The sequence below is a fragment of the Streptomyces sp. NPDC033177 genome (genome assembly GCF_055577715.1).
On the sequence record NZ_JBVIPS010000005.1, the window covers coordinates 73,538 to 88,053 of the forward strand.

The 14,516-nt window shown below is 68.5% G+C and carries 17 protein-coding genes; 5 read left to right on the top strand and 12 right to left on the bottom strand.

What is annotated here, in order from left to right:
* Nucleotides 1–391: 391 nt before the first annotated feature.
* The gene (locus ACZ5U5_RS18395; RefSeq protein ID WP_469022636.1) at nucleotides 392–1,714 is read right to left on the bottom strand and encodes a PhoH family protein; all 1,323 of its coding nucleotides are present in this window, start codon (nucleotides 1,712–1,714) and stop codon (nucleotides 392–394) included.
* Between the two features lie 328 nt (nucleotides 1,715–2,042).
* Nucleotides 2,043–2,804: an isoprenyl transferase gene (locus ACZ5U5_RS18400; RefSeq protein ID WP_469023706.1), complete on the bottom strand. Its 762-nt coding sequence runs from the start codon at nucleotides 2,802–2,804 to the stop codon at nucleotides 2,043–2,045.
* A 153-nt stretch (nucleotides 2,805–2,957) separates the two neighbouring features.
* On the opposite strand from ACZ5U5_RS18400, the gene mgrA reads away from it, so the two are divergent.
* Both mgrA and ACZ5U5_RS18410 read left to right on the top strand, forming a co-directional pair.
* Entirely contained in the window at nucleotides 2,958–3,995 is a 1,038-nt protein-coding gene (gene mgrA / locus ACZ5U5_RS18405) for an L-glyceraldehyde 3-phosphate reductase (RefSeq protein WP_469022637.1), read from the top strand.
* Nucleotides 3,996–4,351: 356 nt separating this feature from the next.
* Entirely contained in the window at nucleotides 4,352–4,681 is a 330-nt protein-coding gene (locus tag ACZ5U5_RS18410) for a DUF192 domain-containing protein (RefSeq protein WP_469022640.1), read from the top strand.
* A 266-nt stretch (nucleotides 4,682–4,947) separates the two neighbouring features.
* Here the strand turns inward: ACZ5U5_RS18410 and ACZ5U5_RS18415 are convergent, their stop codons facing one another.
* Nucleotides 4,948–5,397, bottom strand: coding sequence for a winged helix-turn-helix transcriptional regulator (locus ACZ5U5_RS18415; RefSeq protein WP_469022643.1), 450 nt, complete (start codon nucleotides 5,395–5,397; stop codon nucleotides 4,948–4,950).
* A gap of 60 nt (nucleotides 5,398–5,457) precedes the next feature.
* Between ACZ5U5_RS18415 and ACZ5U5_RS18420 the strand changes: the two genes are divergently transcribed.
* Nucleotides 5,458–6,666, top strand: coding sequence for a winged helix DNA-binding domain-containing protein (locus ACZ5U5_RS18420; RefSeq protein WP_469022645.1), 1,209 nt, complete (start codon nucleotides 5,458–5,460; stop codon nucleotides 6,664–6,666).
* A 54-nt stretch (nucleotides 6,667–6,720) separates the two neighbouring features.
* Here ACZ5U5_RS18420 and ACZ5U5_RS18425 read toward each other — a convergent pair whose 3' ends face one another.
* Nucleotides 6,721–7,476, bottom strand: coding sequence for a class I SAM-dependent methyltransferase (locus tag ACZ5U5_RS18425; protein WP_469022647.1), 756 nt, complete (start codon nucleotides 7,474–7,476; stop codon nucleotides 6,721–6,723).
* Between the two features lie 137 nt (nucleotides 7,477–7,613).
* Between ACZ5U5_RS18425 and ACZ5U5_RS18430 the strand changes: the two genes are divergently transcribed.
* Together ACZ5U5_RS18430 and ACZ5U5_RS18435 are read left to right on the top strand one after the other, a co-directional pair.
* On the top strand, nucleotides 7,614–8,153 hold the full coding sequence (locus ACZ5U5_RS18430; RefSeq protein WP_469022649.1) for a GNAT family N-acetyltransferase: 540 nt from the start codon (nucleotides 7,614–7,616) through the stop codon (nucleotides 8,151–8,153).
* Nucleotides 8,154–8,233: 80 nt separating this feature from the next.
* Complete coding sequence (locus tag ACZ5U5_RS18435; protein WP_469022652.1) at nucleotides 8,234–8,587, top strand: antibiotic biosynthesis monooxygenase family protein; 354 nt, start codon at nucleotides 8,234–8,236, stop codon at nucleotides 8,585–8,587.
* 3 nt (nucleotides 8,588–8,590) lie between these two features.
* Here ACZ5U5_RS18435 and ACZ5U5_RS18440 read toward each other — a convergent pair whose 3' ends face one another.
* From ACZ5U5_RS18440 to ACZ5U5_RS18475, 8 genes are all read right to left on the bottom strand, one after another.
* Entirely contained in the window at nucleotides 8,591–9,223 is a 633-nt protein-coding gene (locus ACZ5U5_RS18440) for a hypothetical protein (protein WP_469022655.1), read from the bottom strand.
* Between the two features lie 54 nt (nucleotides 9,224–9,277).
* Nucleotides 9,278–9,868, bottom strand: a complete 591-nt coding sequence (locus tag ACZ5U5_RS18445; protein WP_469022658.1) for a hypothetical protein — start codon at nucleotides 9,866–9,868, stop codon at nucleotides 9,278–9,280.
* Nucleotides 9,869–9,985: 117 nt separating this feature from the next.
* On the bottom strand, nucleotides 9,986–10,666 hold the full coding sequence (locus ACZ5U5_RS18450) for an OmpA family protein (RefSeq protein ID WP_469022661.1): 681 nt from the start codon (nucleotides 10,664–10,666) through the stop codon (nucleotides 9,986–9,988).
* Between the two features lie 3 nt (nucleotides 10,667–10,669).
* On the bottom strand, nucleotides 10,670–11,278 hold the full coding sequence (locus tag ACZ5U5_RS18455; RefSeq protein WP_469022663.1) for a hypothetical protein: 609 nt from the start codon (nucleotides 11,276–11,278) through the stop codon (nucleotides 10,670–10,672).
* A gap of 32 nt (nucleotides 11,279–11,310) precedes the next feature.
* Nucleotides 11,311–11,862 (bottom strand): pilus assembly protein TadG-related protein, encoded by a 552-nt coding sequence (locus ACZ5U5_RS18460; protein WP_469022666.1) that lies wholly within the window; start codon nucleotides 11,860–11,862, stop codon nucleotides 11,311–11,313.
* A gap of 53 nt (nucleotides 11,863–11,915) precedes the next feature.
* Nucleotides 11,916–12,134, bottom strand: a complete 219-nt coding sequence (locus ACZ5U5_RS18465; protein WP_469023708.1) for a hypothetical protein — start codon at nucleotides 12,132–12,134, stop codon at nucleotides 11,916–11,918.
* A 472-nt stretch (nucleotides 12,135–12,606) separates the two neighbouring features.
* Nucleotides 12,607–13,482 carry a DUF5936 domain-containing protein gene (locus ACZ5U5_RS18470; RefSeq protein ID WP_469023711.1) on the bottom strand — a complete coding sequence of 292 codons (876 nt, stop codon included), beginning with the start codon at nucleotides 13,480–13,482 and terminating at the stop codon, nucleotides 12,607–12,609.
* Nucleotides 13,483–13,520: 38 nt separating this feature from the next.
* Complete coding sequence (locus ACZ5U5_RS18475) at nucleotides 13,521–14,462, bottom strand: type II secretion system F family protein (RefSeq protein WP_469022669.1); 942 nt, start codon at nucleotides 14,460–14,462, stop codon at nucleotides 13,521–13,523.
* Nucleotides 14,463–14,516 lie beyond the last annotated feature (54 nt).

Consider the following 14,516-nt stretch of genomic DNA (forward strand, 5'->3'; position numbering starts at 1 on the left):
GCATCGCCCGCTAGGTGACCTCGCGGACGCAATCTTGCCCCTGACGCTGGCCTCCGCTTGGTATCGGTCACGGGAGGCACGGGCCCGGTGGGCAACTCCCGTGACGGGAGCGCCTCGTGGTGCTCGGGCGGCATGCGACGGCCACTATGAAGTTCTGGTTTTCCTGTGTTGCCGTACCCCTGGGGGTACACGTGTGTCGCATGCGGGGCCTGACAGGACCCAGACTCTGCCCCAGCCGGATGCCGCAAGGCAATTCTCCGTGCCGTGTGAAAGCTCACACCTCGTTTGCCCCAGGAGTTTTTCGGAAAAGGGCGGACGCCAAGACGCCGCCCGGCTAAGCTCCTTCGCTTCGCCGGGCGGCGCCAACTACCGCGTAACCAGGGTGAACTGGTCAGATCTGGCCGTCCTCCAGCATTTCGGTCACGAGCGCCGCGATCGGCGAACGCTCGGAGCGGGTGAGCGTGACGTGGGCGAAGAGCGGATGGCCCTTCAGCTTCTCCACGACGGCAACTACCCCGTCGTAGCGACCCACTCGGAGGTTGTCGCGCTGGGCGACGTCATGGGTCAGCACGACCCGGGAGTTCGCCCCGATCCTGGACAGAACGGTCAAAAGGACGTTCCGTTCCAGGGATTGGGCCTCGTCGACGATCACGAACGCGTCGTGCAGCGAGCGCCCGCGGATATGGGTGAGAGGGAGCACTTCGAGCATGCCGCGCGCCGTCACCTCCTCGATGACCGCCTTGCCCGCGACCGAGCCCAGCGTGTCGAAGACCGCCTGGGCCCAGGGGCCCATCTTCTCGGCCTCGGTGCCGGGCAGATAGCCGAGCTCCTGCCCGCCCACCGCGTACAGCGGCCGGAAGACCATCACCTTCTGGTGCTGGCGGCGCTCGAGGACCGCCTCAAGTCCCGCGCAGAGCGCCAGAGCCGACTTGCCGGTGCCCGCCCGGCCGCCCATCGACAGGATGCCGATGTCCGGATCGAGCAGCAGATCCAGCGCGATGCGCTGTTCCGCACTCCTCCCCTTGAGGCCGAAGGCCTCCCGATCACCGCGTACGAGACGGATGTTGCCCTCGGCCGTGACCCGGCCCAGCGCCTTGCCCTTCTCGGACTGGATGGTGAGACCCGTGTGGACGGGCAGGTCGGCCGCCTCCGGTACGTGCAGGGTCTCCTCCTCGAAGAGAAGGTCGACCTGTTCGCCGGAGAGGGTCAGTTCGGACATTCCGGTCCAGCCGGAGTCCGTGATGGCGAGCTCGGCGCGGTACTCCTCCGCGAGGAGGCCGACCGAGGACGCCTTGATCCTCAGGGGCAGATCCTTCGACACGACGGTGACGTCGTATCCCTCTGCCTGGAGGTTGCGCGCTACGGCGAGAATCCGTGAGTCGTTGTCCCCCAACCGGTAGCCGGCCGGGAGCACGCCGGGATCGGAGTGGTTGAGCTCGACGCGCAGCGTGCCGCCCAGGTCGCCGATCGGGATCGGCGCGTCCAGGCGACCGTGCCTGACCCGGCAGTCGTCCAGCAGGCGCAGGGCCTGCCGGGCGAAGTAGCCGAGCTCGGGATGGTGCCGCTTCGCCTCGAGCTCCGTGACCACGACGACGGGAAGCACGACTTCGTGCTCGTCGAAGCGGTACATGGAGTTCGGGTCAGCGAGCAGAACGCTGGTGTCGAGAACATAGGTGCGCCTGTCGGGCATGCGGCGCTTTGTGCTGGTCACCACGGAAGGACGTACCCCCTCGGATGAGGTCGGGGAGCGACGGGAAGGATGCCGGGAGAAGTCCGGACCGGTCTCGTGCCGCATGCGCGGGCCGAGCTCCGGCCCTCCACTTCGCCCGTACTCACCGCACGGTCGTCCTGGTGCAAAGGGCCTCCCGGGCGGACGGCCCCATGCCGCCCGCTGAGATACGACATCCGTGAATCGGATGTCGACCTGGAAGGCTTATTCCCTCGAACACGCGCAGCCATGCCAGGGCATATGACGGCGCGTCCGTGAACTCTGGGTTACTCACGCCTCACCGACGTGCGCACCTCGCGTGCCGCGTGGGGCGTCAGCCGCCGTAGCGCCGGTGCCTGGCCGCGTAATCACGCAGCGCACGAAGGAAGTCGACCTTGCGGAAGGCCGGCCAGAAGACTTCACAGAAGTAGTACTCGGAATGGGCCGACTGCCAGAGCATGAAGCCGGACAGGCGCTGCTCACCACTCGTTCGGATCACCAGGTCGGGGTCCGGCTGGCCGCGGGTGTAGAGGTGCTTGGAGATCAGGTCGACGTCGACGGTCTCGGCGACGTCCTCCAGGCTCGTGCCCTTGTCCGCGTGGTCCAGGATCAGCGAGCGGACCGCGTCGGCGATCTCCTGCCGGCCGCCGTACCCGACGGCCACGTTGACCAGTATTCCCTTGTTGCCGTGAGTGGCCTGCTCGGCTTCCTTCAGGACGGCCTGGGTGCGGGAGGGGAGGAGGTCCATCGTGCCCACGTGGTGCACGCGCCAGCGGCCGTCGCCGGCGAGGCTGCGGACCGTGTCCTCGATGATGCCGAGGAGCGGGATGAGCTCCTGCTCGGGGCGGTCGAAGTTGTCCGTCGACAGCATCCACAGGGTGACGACCTCGACGTCCGTCTCGGCACACCAGCCGAGGAACTCCTCGATCTTGTACGCACCCGCCTGATGGCCCTGTTCGGTGGTCCCGCCGGATGCCTTCGCCCAGCGCCTGTTGCCGTCGAGGATGACCCCGATGTGCTTGGGCACCTGATCGTGGTCGAGGCGGCCTTCCACCCGGCGTGCGTAAAGTCCGTACACCAGGTCGCGCAGGTTCACTTCTGTCAGCCCCTCCATGCAGATGGCAGTCCCCGAAGGCGAAAGCCTACCGCTGTGAGGGCGGGGTTCCGCCCTCGGGTAACGCGGTCCTCCGCCTGCCGGTGACGCGGGACCGACCCTCGGAAGTTGCATGGCTGAAGTAGCTTCATACCCATGAACGACACGTCTCTGTACCAAGCGGCAGCGGACCGTTACGACGCCATGGAGTACCGGCGCACGGGCCGCAGCGGCCTGAAGCTGCCCGCCGTCTCCCTCGGCCTGTGGCACAACTTCGGCGACGACAAGTCCCTGGAGAGCCAGCGCGCGATCCTGCGTCGCGCCTTCGACCTGGGCGTCACGCACTTCGACCTGGCGAACAACTACGGCCCGCCGGCCGGTTCGGCCGAGCTCAACTTCGGCAAGCTGTTCGCCCAGGACTTCGCCCCGTACCGCGATGAATTGGTCCTCTCGACCAAGGCGGGCTACCTCATGCACCCCGGCCCGTACGGCGAGTGGGGTTCGCGCAAGTACCTGCTGTCGTCCCTCGACGCCTCGCTGAAGCGGATGGGCGTCGATTACGTCGACATCTTCTACTCGCACCGCTTCGACCCCGAGACCCCGCTCGAAGAGACGATGGGTGCGCTCGCGTCCGCCGTACAGCAGGGCAAGGCGCTGTACGTGGGTGTCTCCTCCTACACCAGCGAGCAGACCGCCGAAGCGGCGCGCCTGCTGCGGGAGATGGGCGTTCCCGCCCTCATCCACCAGCCGTCGTACTCGATGATCAACCGCTGGACCGAGGACGACGCCCTGCTCGACACGCTCGAGGACGCGGGCATGGGCTGCATCTCGTTCGTGCCGCTCGCGCAGGGCCTGCTCACGAACAAGTACCTGAAGGGCATCCCGGAGGGTTCGCGCGCCACGCAGGGCAAGTCGCTCGACCCCGACCTCCTGAGCGACGAGGTCGTACGCCGCCTCAACGGCCTGAACGACATCGCGGCGCGCCGCGACCAGTCGCTCGCACAACTGGCCCTCAACTGGGTCCTGCGCGACGAGCGGATGACCTCGGCGCTCATCGGCGCCTCCAGCGTGAAGCAGCTGGAGGAGAACGTCGCGGCGCTGGCGGGCCCGAAGCTCACCGACGAGGATCTCGCCGAGATCGACACGTTCGCGGTGTCGACGCCGGGGACGAACATCTGGGCCGGGCGCGGCTAGTCCTGGCGGAACGCCTCAGCCCGCGTATCCCTGCCCCGGGGCGGGGGTGCGCGGGACCAGGCGCCGGGGGAACCGTTACCGGGCGCCCGGGCACAAAAAATCGGGCCGGTCCATGGGGGGGAGATGGACCGGCCCGAGGGGGGGTTTCCACCATAACCCTTCGTAAGGAAAGTCGCGCGCATCGGCGTGCCACAACTACTCTCCGAAATCGCGCGGCAACTCCGCGACCCCGATCCCCCACCGGATTTCGGCCCCGGCGGCATATTCCGGCCCTCTGTGGCGGTAGCCCATTGGAGGGACGGGAGCGGGGCGCCCGCTTGACGCGGCGGGCATGTGGGCCGCTAGCTTCGGCCGGCATGGCGATGCTTCTGCTCCCCACCGGCCGGACGCTCCCCCTGGAGATCGCGGACTCCGCCGGCGCGCGGCGGCGCGGACTGCTCGGCCGTGACGGGGTGACCGGGGCGATGCTCCTGAGCCCGGCGAGCAGCGTGCACACGGTGCGGATGCGCTTCGCCGTCGACGTGGCGTACCTGGACCGGGAGCTGCGGGTGCTGTCCGTGCGGACGATGCGGCCCTGGCGGATCGGCCGACCCCGGCTGCGGGCCCGGCACGTCCTGGAGGCGGAGGCCGGGGCGATGGCGGGGTGGGGCGTGGGCCGGGGGGTGCGGGTGCGGGTCGAGGTGTGATCCGGCGGGAGGGGGGACGGGCGGAGAGAAAGGGGGCGCGCGGGGCCGCGCAGCCCCCTCCGCCGCGCGGCACCGCACACGTGGCTTTGCTCACGCGAATTCGCCTTGGTCTGAACTTACGTGATTCTCGCCGTCGGATCGAGTCAGTCCGGATAACGATGCGGAATCAACGCCACCTGTTCCGGGTTCACTTGGCTTGTTCCGCTCGCTCGCCACGCTTGGCTAACGATCGGCTCCCACAGGCAACCACCGGCCCGCTTTTCCCGTCAGGCGGCTTTGCCGTCCTTCTTGCACTCGCGGTTGGCCACCAGCTGCTCCATGTTGTCGTCGCCCCACACGCCCAGCGGGATCAGCGCCTCGTTCAGTGACGTGCCGAGGGCGGTCAGCGAGTACTCCACCTTCGGCGGCACCTCCCGGTACACCTCGCGATGCACGATGCCGTCGGACTCCAGCTCGCGCAGCTGCTGGATGAGGACCTTCTCGCTGATGCCCGTGATGTGCCTCCGGAGCTCGCCGAAGCGCAGCGTCCTGCCCGCGTACAGCGCCCAGAGGATCATCGGCTTCCACTTGCCGCCGACGACGTCCACGGCGGCGTCGAGCCCACAGGCGTACAGCGTCTTGGTCTCCTTGCCGCTCCCCCCGGCACTCCTGTCGCCGCTCTCCCCGGCACTCCCTCTGCCGCTCCCCGAAATACCCTCCGCGCCGCTCTTCGGCATGGTCCACTCCTCGTGTCCGCAGAGCCACTTCCCCGGTCGACAGTACCGAAGGAGACCCCGATGAGCGCCCCTTCCACCGTCACGTGGAGTGCTGCCAACGCCCGGCGCACGGAGCGGCAGTTCCTGCGTACTCCGGCGAAGCCGGGCGAGGCCGGACCGGCCGAGGTGGTCGACGCGATGCTCGCCGCGCAGGCACAGGTGATGTCGGCGGCGGAACTGTCGGTGGGGCTGCGGATGGACGGGGCGACCCGGCAGGACGTACGGCACGCGCTGTGGGGTGAGGAGCCGAGCCTGGTCAAGACGTACGGGCCGCGCGGCACGATCCACTTCCTGCCCACCGCTGAACTCCCTCTCTGGACGGCTGCGTTGTCCGCGATCCCGGGTGGACCGAGCCCGTTCAAGGCGGACGACCGGCTGACGCCCTCCCAGACGGAGGAGATCGTGAGCGCGATCGGGGAGGCGCTGGACGGGGTCCGCCTGACCATCGACGAGCTGAGCGAGGAGGTCGTGGCGCGTACGGGGCCCTGGGCCGGCGACCTGGTACTGCCCGCCTTCCAGGGGATGTGGCCGCGGTGGCGCTCGGTCATGCATCTCGCGGGCCACCGCGGGGTGCTGTGTTTCGCGCCGAACCGGGGGCGCAAGGTGACGTACACGCGTCCGCCGGTGCCCGATGCCGCGCCGCTGTCCGCCGAGGTGGCGACGGAACAGCTGGTCCAGCGCTTCCTGTACGCGTACGGGCCCGCGAAGCCACGCGAGTTCGCCAAGTGGGCGGCTGCGCCGGACGGCTGGGCGAGCGGCGTCTTCGCGTCGCTGGCATCCGCCGGGAAGATCGAGGCGGTGGAGATGGAGGTGCCGGAGTCTGGGTCGGGGTCGGCGAAGTCGGGCGGGGTGACGCCCGCGTGGGTGGTCGCGGGGGACACGGAGTTTCCGGAGGAGCCGGTGCGGGGTGTGCGACTGCTGCCGTACTTCGACGCGTACGTGATCGCCTCACACCCACGGGCACGCCTCTTCCCGGGCCGGGCCTACGAGCGCGCGCTGGCCGGGGGCCAGGCGGGCAACTTCCCGGTGCTGCTCGTCGACGGAGTCGTGACAGGAGTCTGGCACCAACGCCGCTCCGGACGCCGCCTGACGGTCACGGTGGAACCCCTGGACACACTGAGCGCGGCCCAGGAGCGGGAACTTGCGGGGCAGGTGGAGCGGGTGGGGGAAGTGCTTGAGGGGGCGGCGGAGTTGGTGGTGGGAAGGGTGACGGTGGGGGCACACGCGTAGCCCGAGGCCAGGGGCGTCAGGAACGGCGGTACGAGCACGTACTGCTACTGCTGCCTATCGCTTGCGGGCGTCGAAGAGGTGGCGGGTGCTGTGGGCGACGAAGGAGCCGTCCGTCTCGATCTGGTCGTGCAGTTCCCGCAGCCGCGACCAGTACCGCTCCACCGAGAAGTCCGGCACCATCCACACCACCTTGCGCAGGAAGTGGACGACGGCGCCGACGTCGTAGAACTCCATCCGCAGCCGTTCCGCCCGCAGGTCGACGATCTCCAGGCCCGCCGCTTCCGCCTCGGCCCGTTCGGCGTCGGGATGGCGGGCGTTCCGTGCGTCCTCGGGCTGCGGACCGAGGAAGTACTCGACGACCTCGAAGACGCTGGCGGGGCCCACGTGCTGGGCGAAGTACGTGCCGCCGGGGCGCAGCACGCGGGCGATCTCGTCGAAGTGCGCCTTCACCGGATGCCGGCTGGTGACCAGGTCGAACGCCTCCGCCGCGAACGGCAGCGGCGCGTCCTCCGGCGAGGCCACGACCACCGCTCCCCGCGGATGCAGCAGCGAGGTCGCCTTCGCCACGTTCGGCGCCCACCCCTCCGTGGCAACGACGAGCGGCGGCAGGGAAGGCGCGGACGCGAGGACCTCGCCGCCGCCGGTCTGGATGTCGAGGGAGGCGGTGGCGTGCCCGAGCCGCTCTCCCATGGCATGGGCATACCGCCAGGAGGGCCGCTCCTCGGTGGCCCTCCCCTCGAACCAGGAGAAGTCCCAGCCCTCGGTCGGGGCCGACTCCGCTTCCGCCACAAGTACGTCGAAACCGCTCATGCAGCGATCTTCGCATCACACAGGGTCACAGCTCACGCCCATTGCTCCGAAGGGGGCTCCGGAGGACGCGCCGAGGTCCGCACGCGCAGATGCAAACCTGGTGTCGGGGTGGGGAGTTGACGTCTACCGTGGCAGACATGAGCGACAACGATCTTGTGCGGCTGAGGCCCGTCGGCGAGGACGATCTGGAACTGCTCTCCCGGTTCCTCACCGACCCGGAGACCTCTGGAAAGTTCCAGTGGCAGGGCTGGCGGGACCCCCGCGCCTACCGGCGGCGCTACGACGCGGGCGAGATGCTCGACGACGACAAGGGTCTGCTGATGGTCGCCTCCGGCAGCGAGACCCTGGGCTGTGTCTCGTGGCGCAAGGTCGTGGTCTTCCGCACCTCGCACTACTGGAACGTCGGCATCCAGTTGCTGCCGCATGCCCGTGGCCGCGGGATCGGCACGCGCGCCCAGCAGCTGCTGGTGCGATACCTCTTCGCGCACACCCCCGTGACGCGCATCGAGGCGGACACCGAGGCCGAGAACATCGCCGAGCAGCGAGCACTGGAGAAGTCCGGCTTCACCCGCGAGGGCGTCTCCCGCAGCGTGCTGTTCCGTGACGGGGAGTGGCGGGACGGGGTGCGGTACGGGGTGCTGCGGGGGGATGCGGGGTGGCGGGAGCAGGGCAGCTGACGAGCCCCCAGCTCCCCCCTGCCCCATCCCCCCAACTATCCCTTATCCGACCTTAATTAGGACACGCATAGGGTCCGCTCATGACCACAGAGAACCAGCGGCCAGGTAACGCGTCGGACTCGTCGCCCGTCACCTTCATCAACATCTTCGAGATCGCCCCCGAGGACGTCGACGCCTTTGCCGAGAAGTGGGAGCGGCGGGCCGCCATCATGAGCGAGAAGCCGGGCTTCATCGACACCAAGCTTCATCGCGCCCAGTCCCCCGACGGCCGCTTCCAGCTCGTGAACGTGGCCCACTGGGAGAGCCAGGAGGCCTGGGAGACGGCCGGCGCCGACCCTGCGTTCGCGAACCGGGCGGTCGCCGCGCGCGACTCCAAGGAAACCCCGGTGACGGCGAACCCGGGGCTGTACGACGTGGTCGTACGTTTCCCTTGACGGTCAGTGGGAGTTTTGTGCAGTGGGGTCGTCGGGGGTGAGGCCCCGGGGGTTCGGGATCTTGCCTGGGCCCTGGCTCGGCCAGTCGCTCGGTGACGGTTCGCGCGGGCGCGAGAGCGAGTCGTCGAGCCGTTCCCGGCGCCACGTGCCGTCCCGGCAGACGAGCCCCCACCCGGAGCTCACGACGCTCCATTCGCCCGCGTCCACACAGGGCATTTCCTCGTGAGGGCGAGGACTCCACCGCCAGGTCCACCCGTCGCCGCCCTCGGCGGCCTCCCTGCCCTCGCGACACCGCAGCTCCGTCCCGTGGCGGGTGACGCCCGCGGGGCGACGTGGCGAGCAAACAGGGTTACGCCAGCCGTACGTCTGCTTCCACTGCGGGGTCATGACCACGTTGATCACCGTGGGCGACGGGCTGGGCGAGGGCTGCTCGGGGCAGCCGATGGACGTGGGGTCTGGAGACGCAGACGCAGACGGGGGCTGCTCGGTGCCTGCCCAGAAGCACATCAGCAGGGCCTCCCCGGAGCGGGGATCGGCCGCGCTCCCGCTCCGGGGAGGCTCTGCGGTTTCGTTTCCGCAGGCGGTGAGCAGCGCCATCGCGCCGACGATGCCGGACACGATCCCGAGTGTGCGCATCCGCCCCATGGAGCGAGAGGCTATGCGTGACGGCGATCTCCGGTGGGGCGATCCTCAAAGGTCGGCCCAAACATGCCCTTCGCCGTACGCCGACTCGCCCCGGAAGAACCAGTCGGCCAGGTCACCGATGCGTTCGAGGCAGTTCTCGTGATACGCGGCGGGAGTCGGGCGCGGAAAGTCGGGGTGCGCGGTCCACCCCGGTACAGCGGTCGCGACCTCGTAGAAGCCCTCGGCCAGCCATCGGTCGAGCTCGGGCGACCTCTGAAAGTGGGCGCAGACGGCTCGCATGGCTCGTTCGAGGCGGGTGAAGGCGGCTCGGTCCCAGGTCAGGTCGGTTCGCAGCCGGAGCAGGAAGCTTCCCTCCTCGGCACGGAACTCCCGCTCCAGGGTTTCGAGCACCGTCTGCAGGTAGTCCATGGGCTGCCCGATCCGGGAGGGCCAGCCGGGATGCAGCGTCGCCACCAGCTCGTCGAAGTCCTCGTTCAGGTACGTCGCTTCGACCGGCTTCAGGCGGATCTGCCGGATCTTCCTGTCCGCCCACCACACCTCGAAGCGGGTGACCACACCCTCGGCCGGCCAGGCCTCCGCCGCAAACGGCAGGAGCAGGACGTCCACGAAGCCGCCCACCGGCAGGCCGATGTCCACGAAGATCCCGATCGCGCCGGGCCTCGGGACCTGGACGACCGTCCCCGTGAAGACCTGGCCGAAGCGAAGCCCGGCCCGGAGCTCCTCCCACTCGCTGTCGCTGATCTCGCGCTCCGCCTAGCTCTGCGTGCCCGTGTCGCCGGCTTCTGTTCCTCCTCGGGGGAACGTGACCTCGACGCGGCGGTTCTTCTTGCGGCCCTGCTCGGAGGTGTTGTCCGCGATCGGGTAGTCCTCGCTGTAGCCGCGTACGGAATATGTGACCTCGGGGCCCAAGTAGCTCGCCAGCTTGTCGTGCACCGCTTCCGCGCGCTTGCGGGACAGGGTCTTGCCGTGGCTGTAGGAACCGAGGTTGTCCGTGAAGCCGAACACCCTGACGTTCGTCGCCTTCTGCACCTTGGCCTCTTCCGCGATCGCCTTGATACGGGCGTTCGCCTCGGGGTTCAGCTTGTTGCTGTCCTTGGGGAAGAGGACTTCCGCCTGCAGCGCGAACTTCACGTCCGTGTTGGTGTCCTCGCGGCGCTCCTCGCCGCCGAGATCCTCGACGACCGACTTGATGTCCAGAACCTTCGCCGGAGCGAGCGTCGCGCCGTCGGCCAGCTTCAGCCCCGGGCTGTTGGAGTCGACCTCGGGGGGCGGGGATGTGGTGGTGCTGCCCGGGGGTGCGCTGGGATCTTCGTCGTCGGCGTGAGCGGAGGTGCCGGTGAGGAAGACCAGGGCCGTGAGGGTGACTGTGGCTGTGGCGAGGGTGCGGGTGTGGATTCGGGTGCGGGTGCGGGTGCGGGATCGTGGGTGGCCCATGGGTCACTCGCCCTCGGAGATCTCGATGGAGGCGGGGGGCATCGCGCCCACCTGAAAGTCGACCTTGGAAGTGCCTTCCGGCGGGGCCGGGAACTGGGCGTACCAGTCAGCGGTCTGGCCGGGCTTCACACCACCCGTGAACTTCGTGCACAGGCACCGTCCCTCCGTGTCACGGAGTACGAGGTACTTCTTCTTCCCCGCGTTGTCGATCAGGTTGGCTCCGGCCACGGATGACCCGTTCTTGTTCAGCTCGCGCTCTTCGCCCCGCCAGTTGGCCGCAGCCCAGAACTTGCCCCCGCTGTTGGTCACCTTGCCCGAAATCGTGACGAAACCACCCTCATCGCGGGTGGCGGACGAGACGGTCAGGGTGATGTTCTCCTCCCCCTTCACCTCTGCCAACACTTGATCCGGTGCTGGAGCCTCGGTCTTCTCGTCCTTGTCCTCGTCACCCCCACTGCTCTTGGTCGTCGCGGGTGACGAAGTGCCTTTCTCCGCCTTGTCATCGTTGCCGTCGTCCCCACCACCACAACCGGCGACCGTGAGGACCAGCCCAGTAGTGATCGCCACAGCGGTCATTGCCCTGCGGGTCTTTTTGGTGCGCCGAATGCTCATCGGTACGGATTCCTTCTTTCGTCGGCCGCTCATCAGTCAGCCAGGTGGACAGAGAAGAGAACGGACGCATCCGGAAGATCATCCAGCTCGAACTCTTCCGGGTCGATCTCGAAAGATTCGCCACCGTCGCAGTCGAATTCCACGGCCTTCTCGGGGTCCGCCGAAGGAGCGACATCGCAGCGCGGCTTGATGATGGCGGTGGCCTCAGCCGTGGCATGCATGGACTCCGTGCCCGGGATGATCGAATCCCCCACCGTGTAGTTGGTCTCGATCTCCGCTCGGAACCCCGGAAAGCCGTTCACTTCGGCCGGGCCCAAGCCGACAACAGACGAGTCGTTGTCCGCGGCAAGCGCATCCGCCGCGCCTTCGGCGCCGGCACCGTTGAATTCGTCGCCGCCCAGCCAGTCGAGCCAGTCATCACCCTCACCGATGGACGCCCCCAGGCCATCGACAAGTTCGTCTCTGGCGTCCTGCGCAGCCGCCAACGCTGCGGCATCAGCAGCCGATTGGGCGCCGTTTCGAGCCGATGCGGCTTGCGCGAAAGCGAAGAACGCGAACGCAACAAAGAGCAGAATCCCCGTCACCCAGATGTAGATGGGGAGAGTCTGCCCTGAGTCATCGAGGCGACGACTGCGCCTCAGCCGCCGATCACGTCCGACACCGCGTCCTGGATGGCTCCGGAGATCTGACCGTCGAGACCCAAGCCGTCGATGAGAACGAAGATCCCCGCAATAAGAATCATCAACCCCGCATACTCCACAAACCCAGCCCCCGCATCCCGCTCCCTCCCCCGAACCCGGGAAGCTACAGTTGCGGTCCAATCGACCCAGACTCTGAGTACGCGATCTTTCAGCACGACGGCCCCTTCTCTCCCACCCGATACACGCGCCGCGAAACGCACCGCTGGCGCGACCAATTCCGACGCCGCTGTCGTCATAGGCAACGTACGCGAGATCTTGTGACCCAACAGCAACTCTCCGCAACCAATGCCCTCTGGTGCGCGGAAGTTGGCGAGTTCCCTTCCCCGGTGGCGAGGTCATCACGCACCCCGGGGGCATGCGGCGGGGGGCCGCGAGCGGACAGGCTGCGGGCCGAGGTGTTTCACGGCTTCCCCTTCCGTGCGTCCCGTGAACTCAGTTTTTGCAAAGATCAGTTGGGGAGGGCGGGCCCGACAGGGGGCTTCCCCGGGGTTGTCGTGCCCCTCCCGCTCACCGGGCGACTGTCCCATATTTGGTTGCAGCCGCGAAGAGGTTTCGTCGAGTGGCTTGATAGTGGCGTCTGCCCCGCAGTAGTGGCTCGGGCCGTAGTCCGGATCGCTCACCGCCCCCTCACTTCCCCAGGATCGAGCCGAAGTCCGAACCCGAGCCGAGAAACATTCCCGCCGCGATCAGGATCATCGTGGCCGGAAGCATGAAGACCAGCGTCACCATCGTGGCCTTGGGGATCGTCTTCGCCGCCCTGCGGCGGGAGTTCTGGGCGTCCGTGCGGCGCATGTCCGTGGCCAGTTGGATGAGCGTGTCCGCGATCGGTGAGCCCAGTTCCTCGCCCTGTTGCAGTGCCGAGACGAACTGGGAGACCTGTTCGGAGGCGTTCCTGCGGCGCAGTTCGTCGAAGGCCTGCCTGCGGCTCACTCCCATGTCCATCTGGCGGAGCGTGATGCGTAGTTCGTCTGCCCAGGGCCCCTCGTAGCGTTCCGCCACGCGGTCCAGTGCCTGGCGGAAGCCGAGGCCCGCCGAGACCACCACCGCGAGGACGTCCAGGAAGTCCGGCAGGGTGCGGTCGATGACCTCGCGCCGTTCCCGTGTCGCCTGCCAGATCAGCGCGTCCGCCGCCGTCACGCCGAAGGCGAAGGTCAGGAGGCCGAAGAGCGAGGCGCCGTTGGTGAAAAACACCAGGCCCATCAGCACGCCGAAGATGCCGTAGACCGCCCTGCGTGCCGCATAGCGGTCGATCGTCAGGCCTCCCGGGTTGCCCGCCATGTCGATCTTGCGGCGCTTGGCGTCCACCCGTTTCGGGCCCATCAGGCGCAGGACCAGAGGGGCGAAGCGCATGCCCAGGCGGTCCACCGCCGAGCCCGCCGTCGATACGCGGGTGGCGCCGACCTCCAGAGCTATCGCCAGGTCCGAGGGGAGTTTCGCCTCCGCCCGGTACATGCGGATGCCCTGGCACACTCCCGCCACCGCCAGGCCCATCACGGCCGCCATCGCCAGACCGAACACGTCCACTGTTCCCCTCCCCCTCCCTACACTTCGATCTTGCCGAGGCGCCTGATCACGAAGAAGCCCACCGCGTAGAGGCCCAGCGCGATCAGGATCAGCGTCTGGCCCATCGGGGAGCCTGTCACCCGGGCCAGCGCTCCCTCGTTGGAGGAGTTGATGAGGAGCAGCGAGCCGAGGCCCAGGAGCGGGACCGTGAACGCCGTCGCGTGCACCTCCGAGAGCATCGTGCGGACCTCGCGTCGCGTCTCCTTGCGGTCCTCCAGGGTCTGGGTGAGGTTCCGGAGGGAGTTCACCACCGAACCGCCCGCCTTGTTGGAGAGGACCAGGGTGGTGACGAGGACCACCAGCTCCCGGGACGGGAGGCGTGCCGCCAGTTCGCCGAGTGTGTCGTCGATCGATCGGCCCAGGGTCAACTGGTCTGCCACCATGGACAGTTCCTCGCCTGCCGGGGACTCCAGCTCCTCCGCCGCCATCGCCAGGGAGGTCCGGAGGGCCAGGCCGGCCGCCGTCGCGTTGGCCAGGATGCGCGCCACGTCCGGGAGTTGGTTGATGAATGCCTCGATGCGCTTCTGGCGCTGCCAGTTGAGGAACACGACCGCGCTCCAGACCGCCACGATGCCCGCGATCGGGCCGAAAAACGGGGCCAGCGTGGCCGCCGCCATGAGCCAGAGCGCGGCGACGACCGCCACGACGTAGACGAAGAACTCGCCCGCCGTGAGGTCGAGTCCCGTCGCCGAGAGGCGCAAGTGGATGGAGCGGCCGAGGCGGGTGCGGCGCAGGCGGCGGTCGACGGCCGAGAAGCGGCGGCCACGGCCGCCGGCGTCGGCCGTGCCGGGGCCGATCGACAGGCGGTCGACCAGCGCCTGACGCTGGGCACGGCCCGACGCGTACGCGTGGACTCCCGCGACGGCGAGCGTGCCGGTCAGGATCGTCGCGCCGAGGGCCAGGAGGGCGGGGTTGTCCATCAGGCTCCCGCCGCCCTTCTCGTCACCGTCATCGGTCGGCCGCCCTTCTCGTCA

Coding starts and splice junctions, on each gene's coding strand:
- ACZ5U5_RS18425 (WP_469022647.1), bottom strand. CDS start 7,476: ATGAGCGGTTTCGACGTACTTGTGGCGGAAGCGGAGTCGGCCCCGACC.
- ACZ5U5_RS18410 (WP_469022640.1), top strand. CDS start 4,352: ATGGCGATGCTTCTGCTCCCCACCGGCCGGACGCTCCCCCTGGAGATC.
- ACZ5U5_RS18455 (WP_469022663.1), bottom strand. CDS start 11,278: ATGAGCATTCGGCGCACCAAAAAGACCCGCAGGGCAATGACCGCTGTG.
- ACZ5U5_RS18450 (WP_469022661.1), bottom strand. CDS start 10,666: ATGGGCCACCCACGATCCCGCACCCGCACCCGCACCCGAATCCACACC.
- ACZ5U5_RS18415 (WP_469022643.1), bottom strand. CDS start 5,397: ATGCCGAAGAGCGGCGCGGAGGGTATTTCGGGGAGCGGCAGAGGGAGT.
- ACZ5U5_RS18430 (WP_469022649.1), top strand. CDS start 7,614: ATGAGCGACAACGATCTTGTGCGGCTGAGGCCCGTCGGCGAGGACGAT.
- ACZ5U5_RS18440 (WP_469022655.1), bottom strand. CDS start 9,223: ATGCGCACACTCGGGATCGTGTCCGGCATCGTCGGCGCGATGGCGCTG.
- ACZ5U5_RS18470 (WP_469023711.1), bottom strand. CDS start 13,482: ATGGCGGCCGTGATGGGCCTGGCGGTGGCGGGAGTGTGCCAGGGCATC.
- mgrA (WP_469022637.1), top strand. CDS start 2,958: ATGAACGACACGTCTCTGTACCAAGCGGCAGCGGACCGTTACGACGCC.
- ACZ5U5_RS18420 (WP_469022645.1), top strand. CDS start 5,458: ATGAGCGCCCCTTCCACCGTCACGTGGAGTGCTGCCAACGCCCGGCGC.
- ACZ5U5_RS18475 (WP_469022669.1), bottom strand. CDS start 14,462: ATGGACAACCCCGCCCTCCTGGCCCTCGGCGCGACGATCCTGACCGGC.
- ACZ5U5_RS18435 (WP_469022652.1), top strand. CDS start 8,234: ATGACCACAGAGAACCAGCGGCCAGGTAACGCGTCGGACTCGTCGCCC.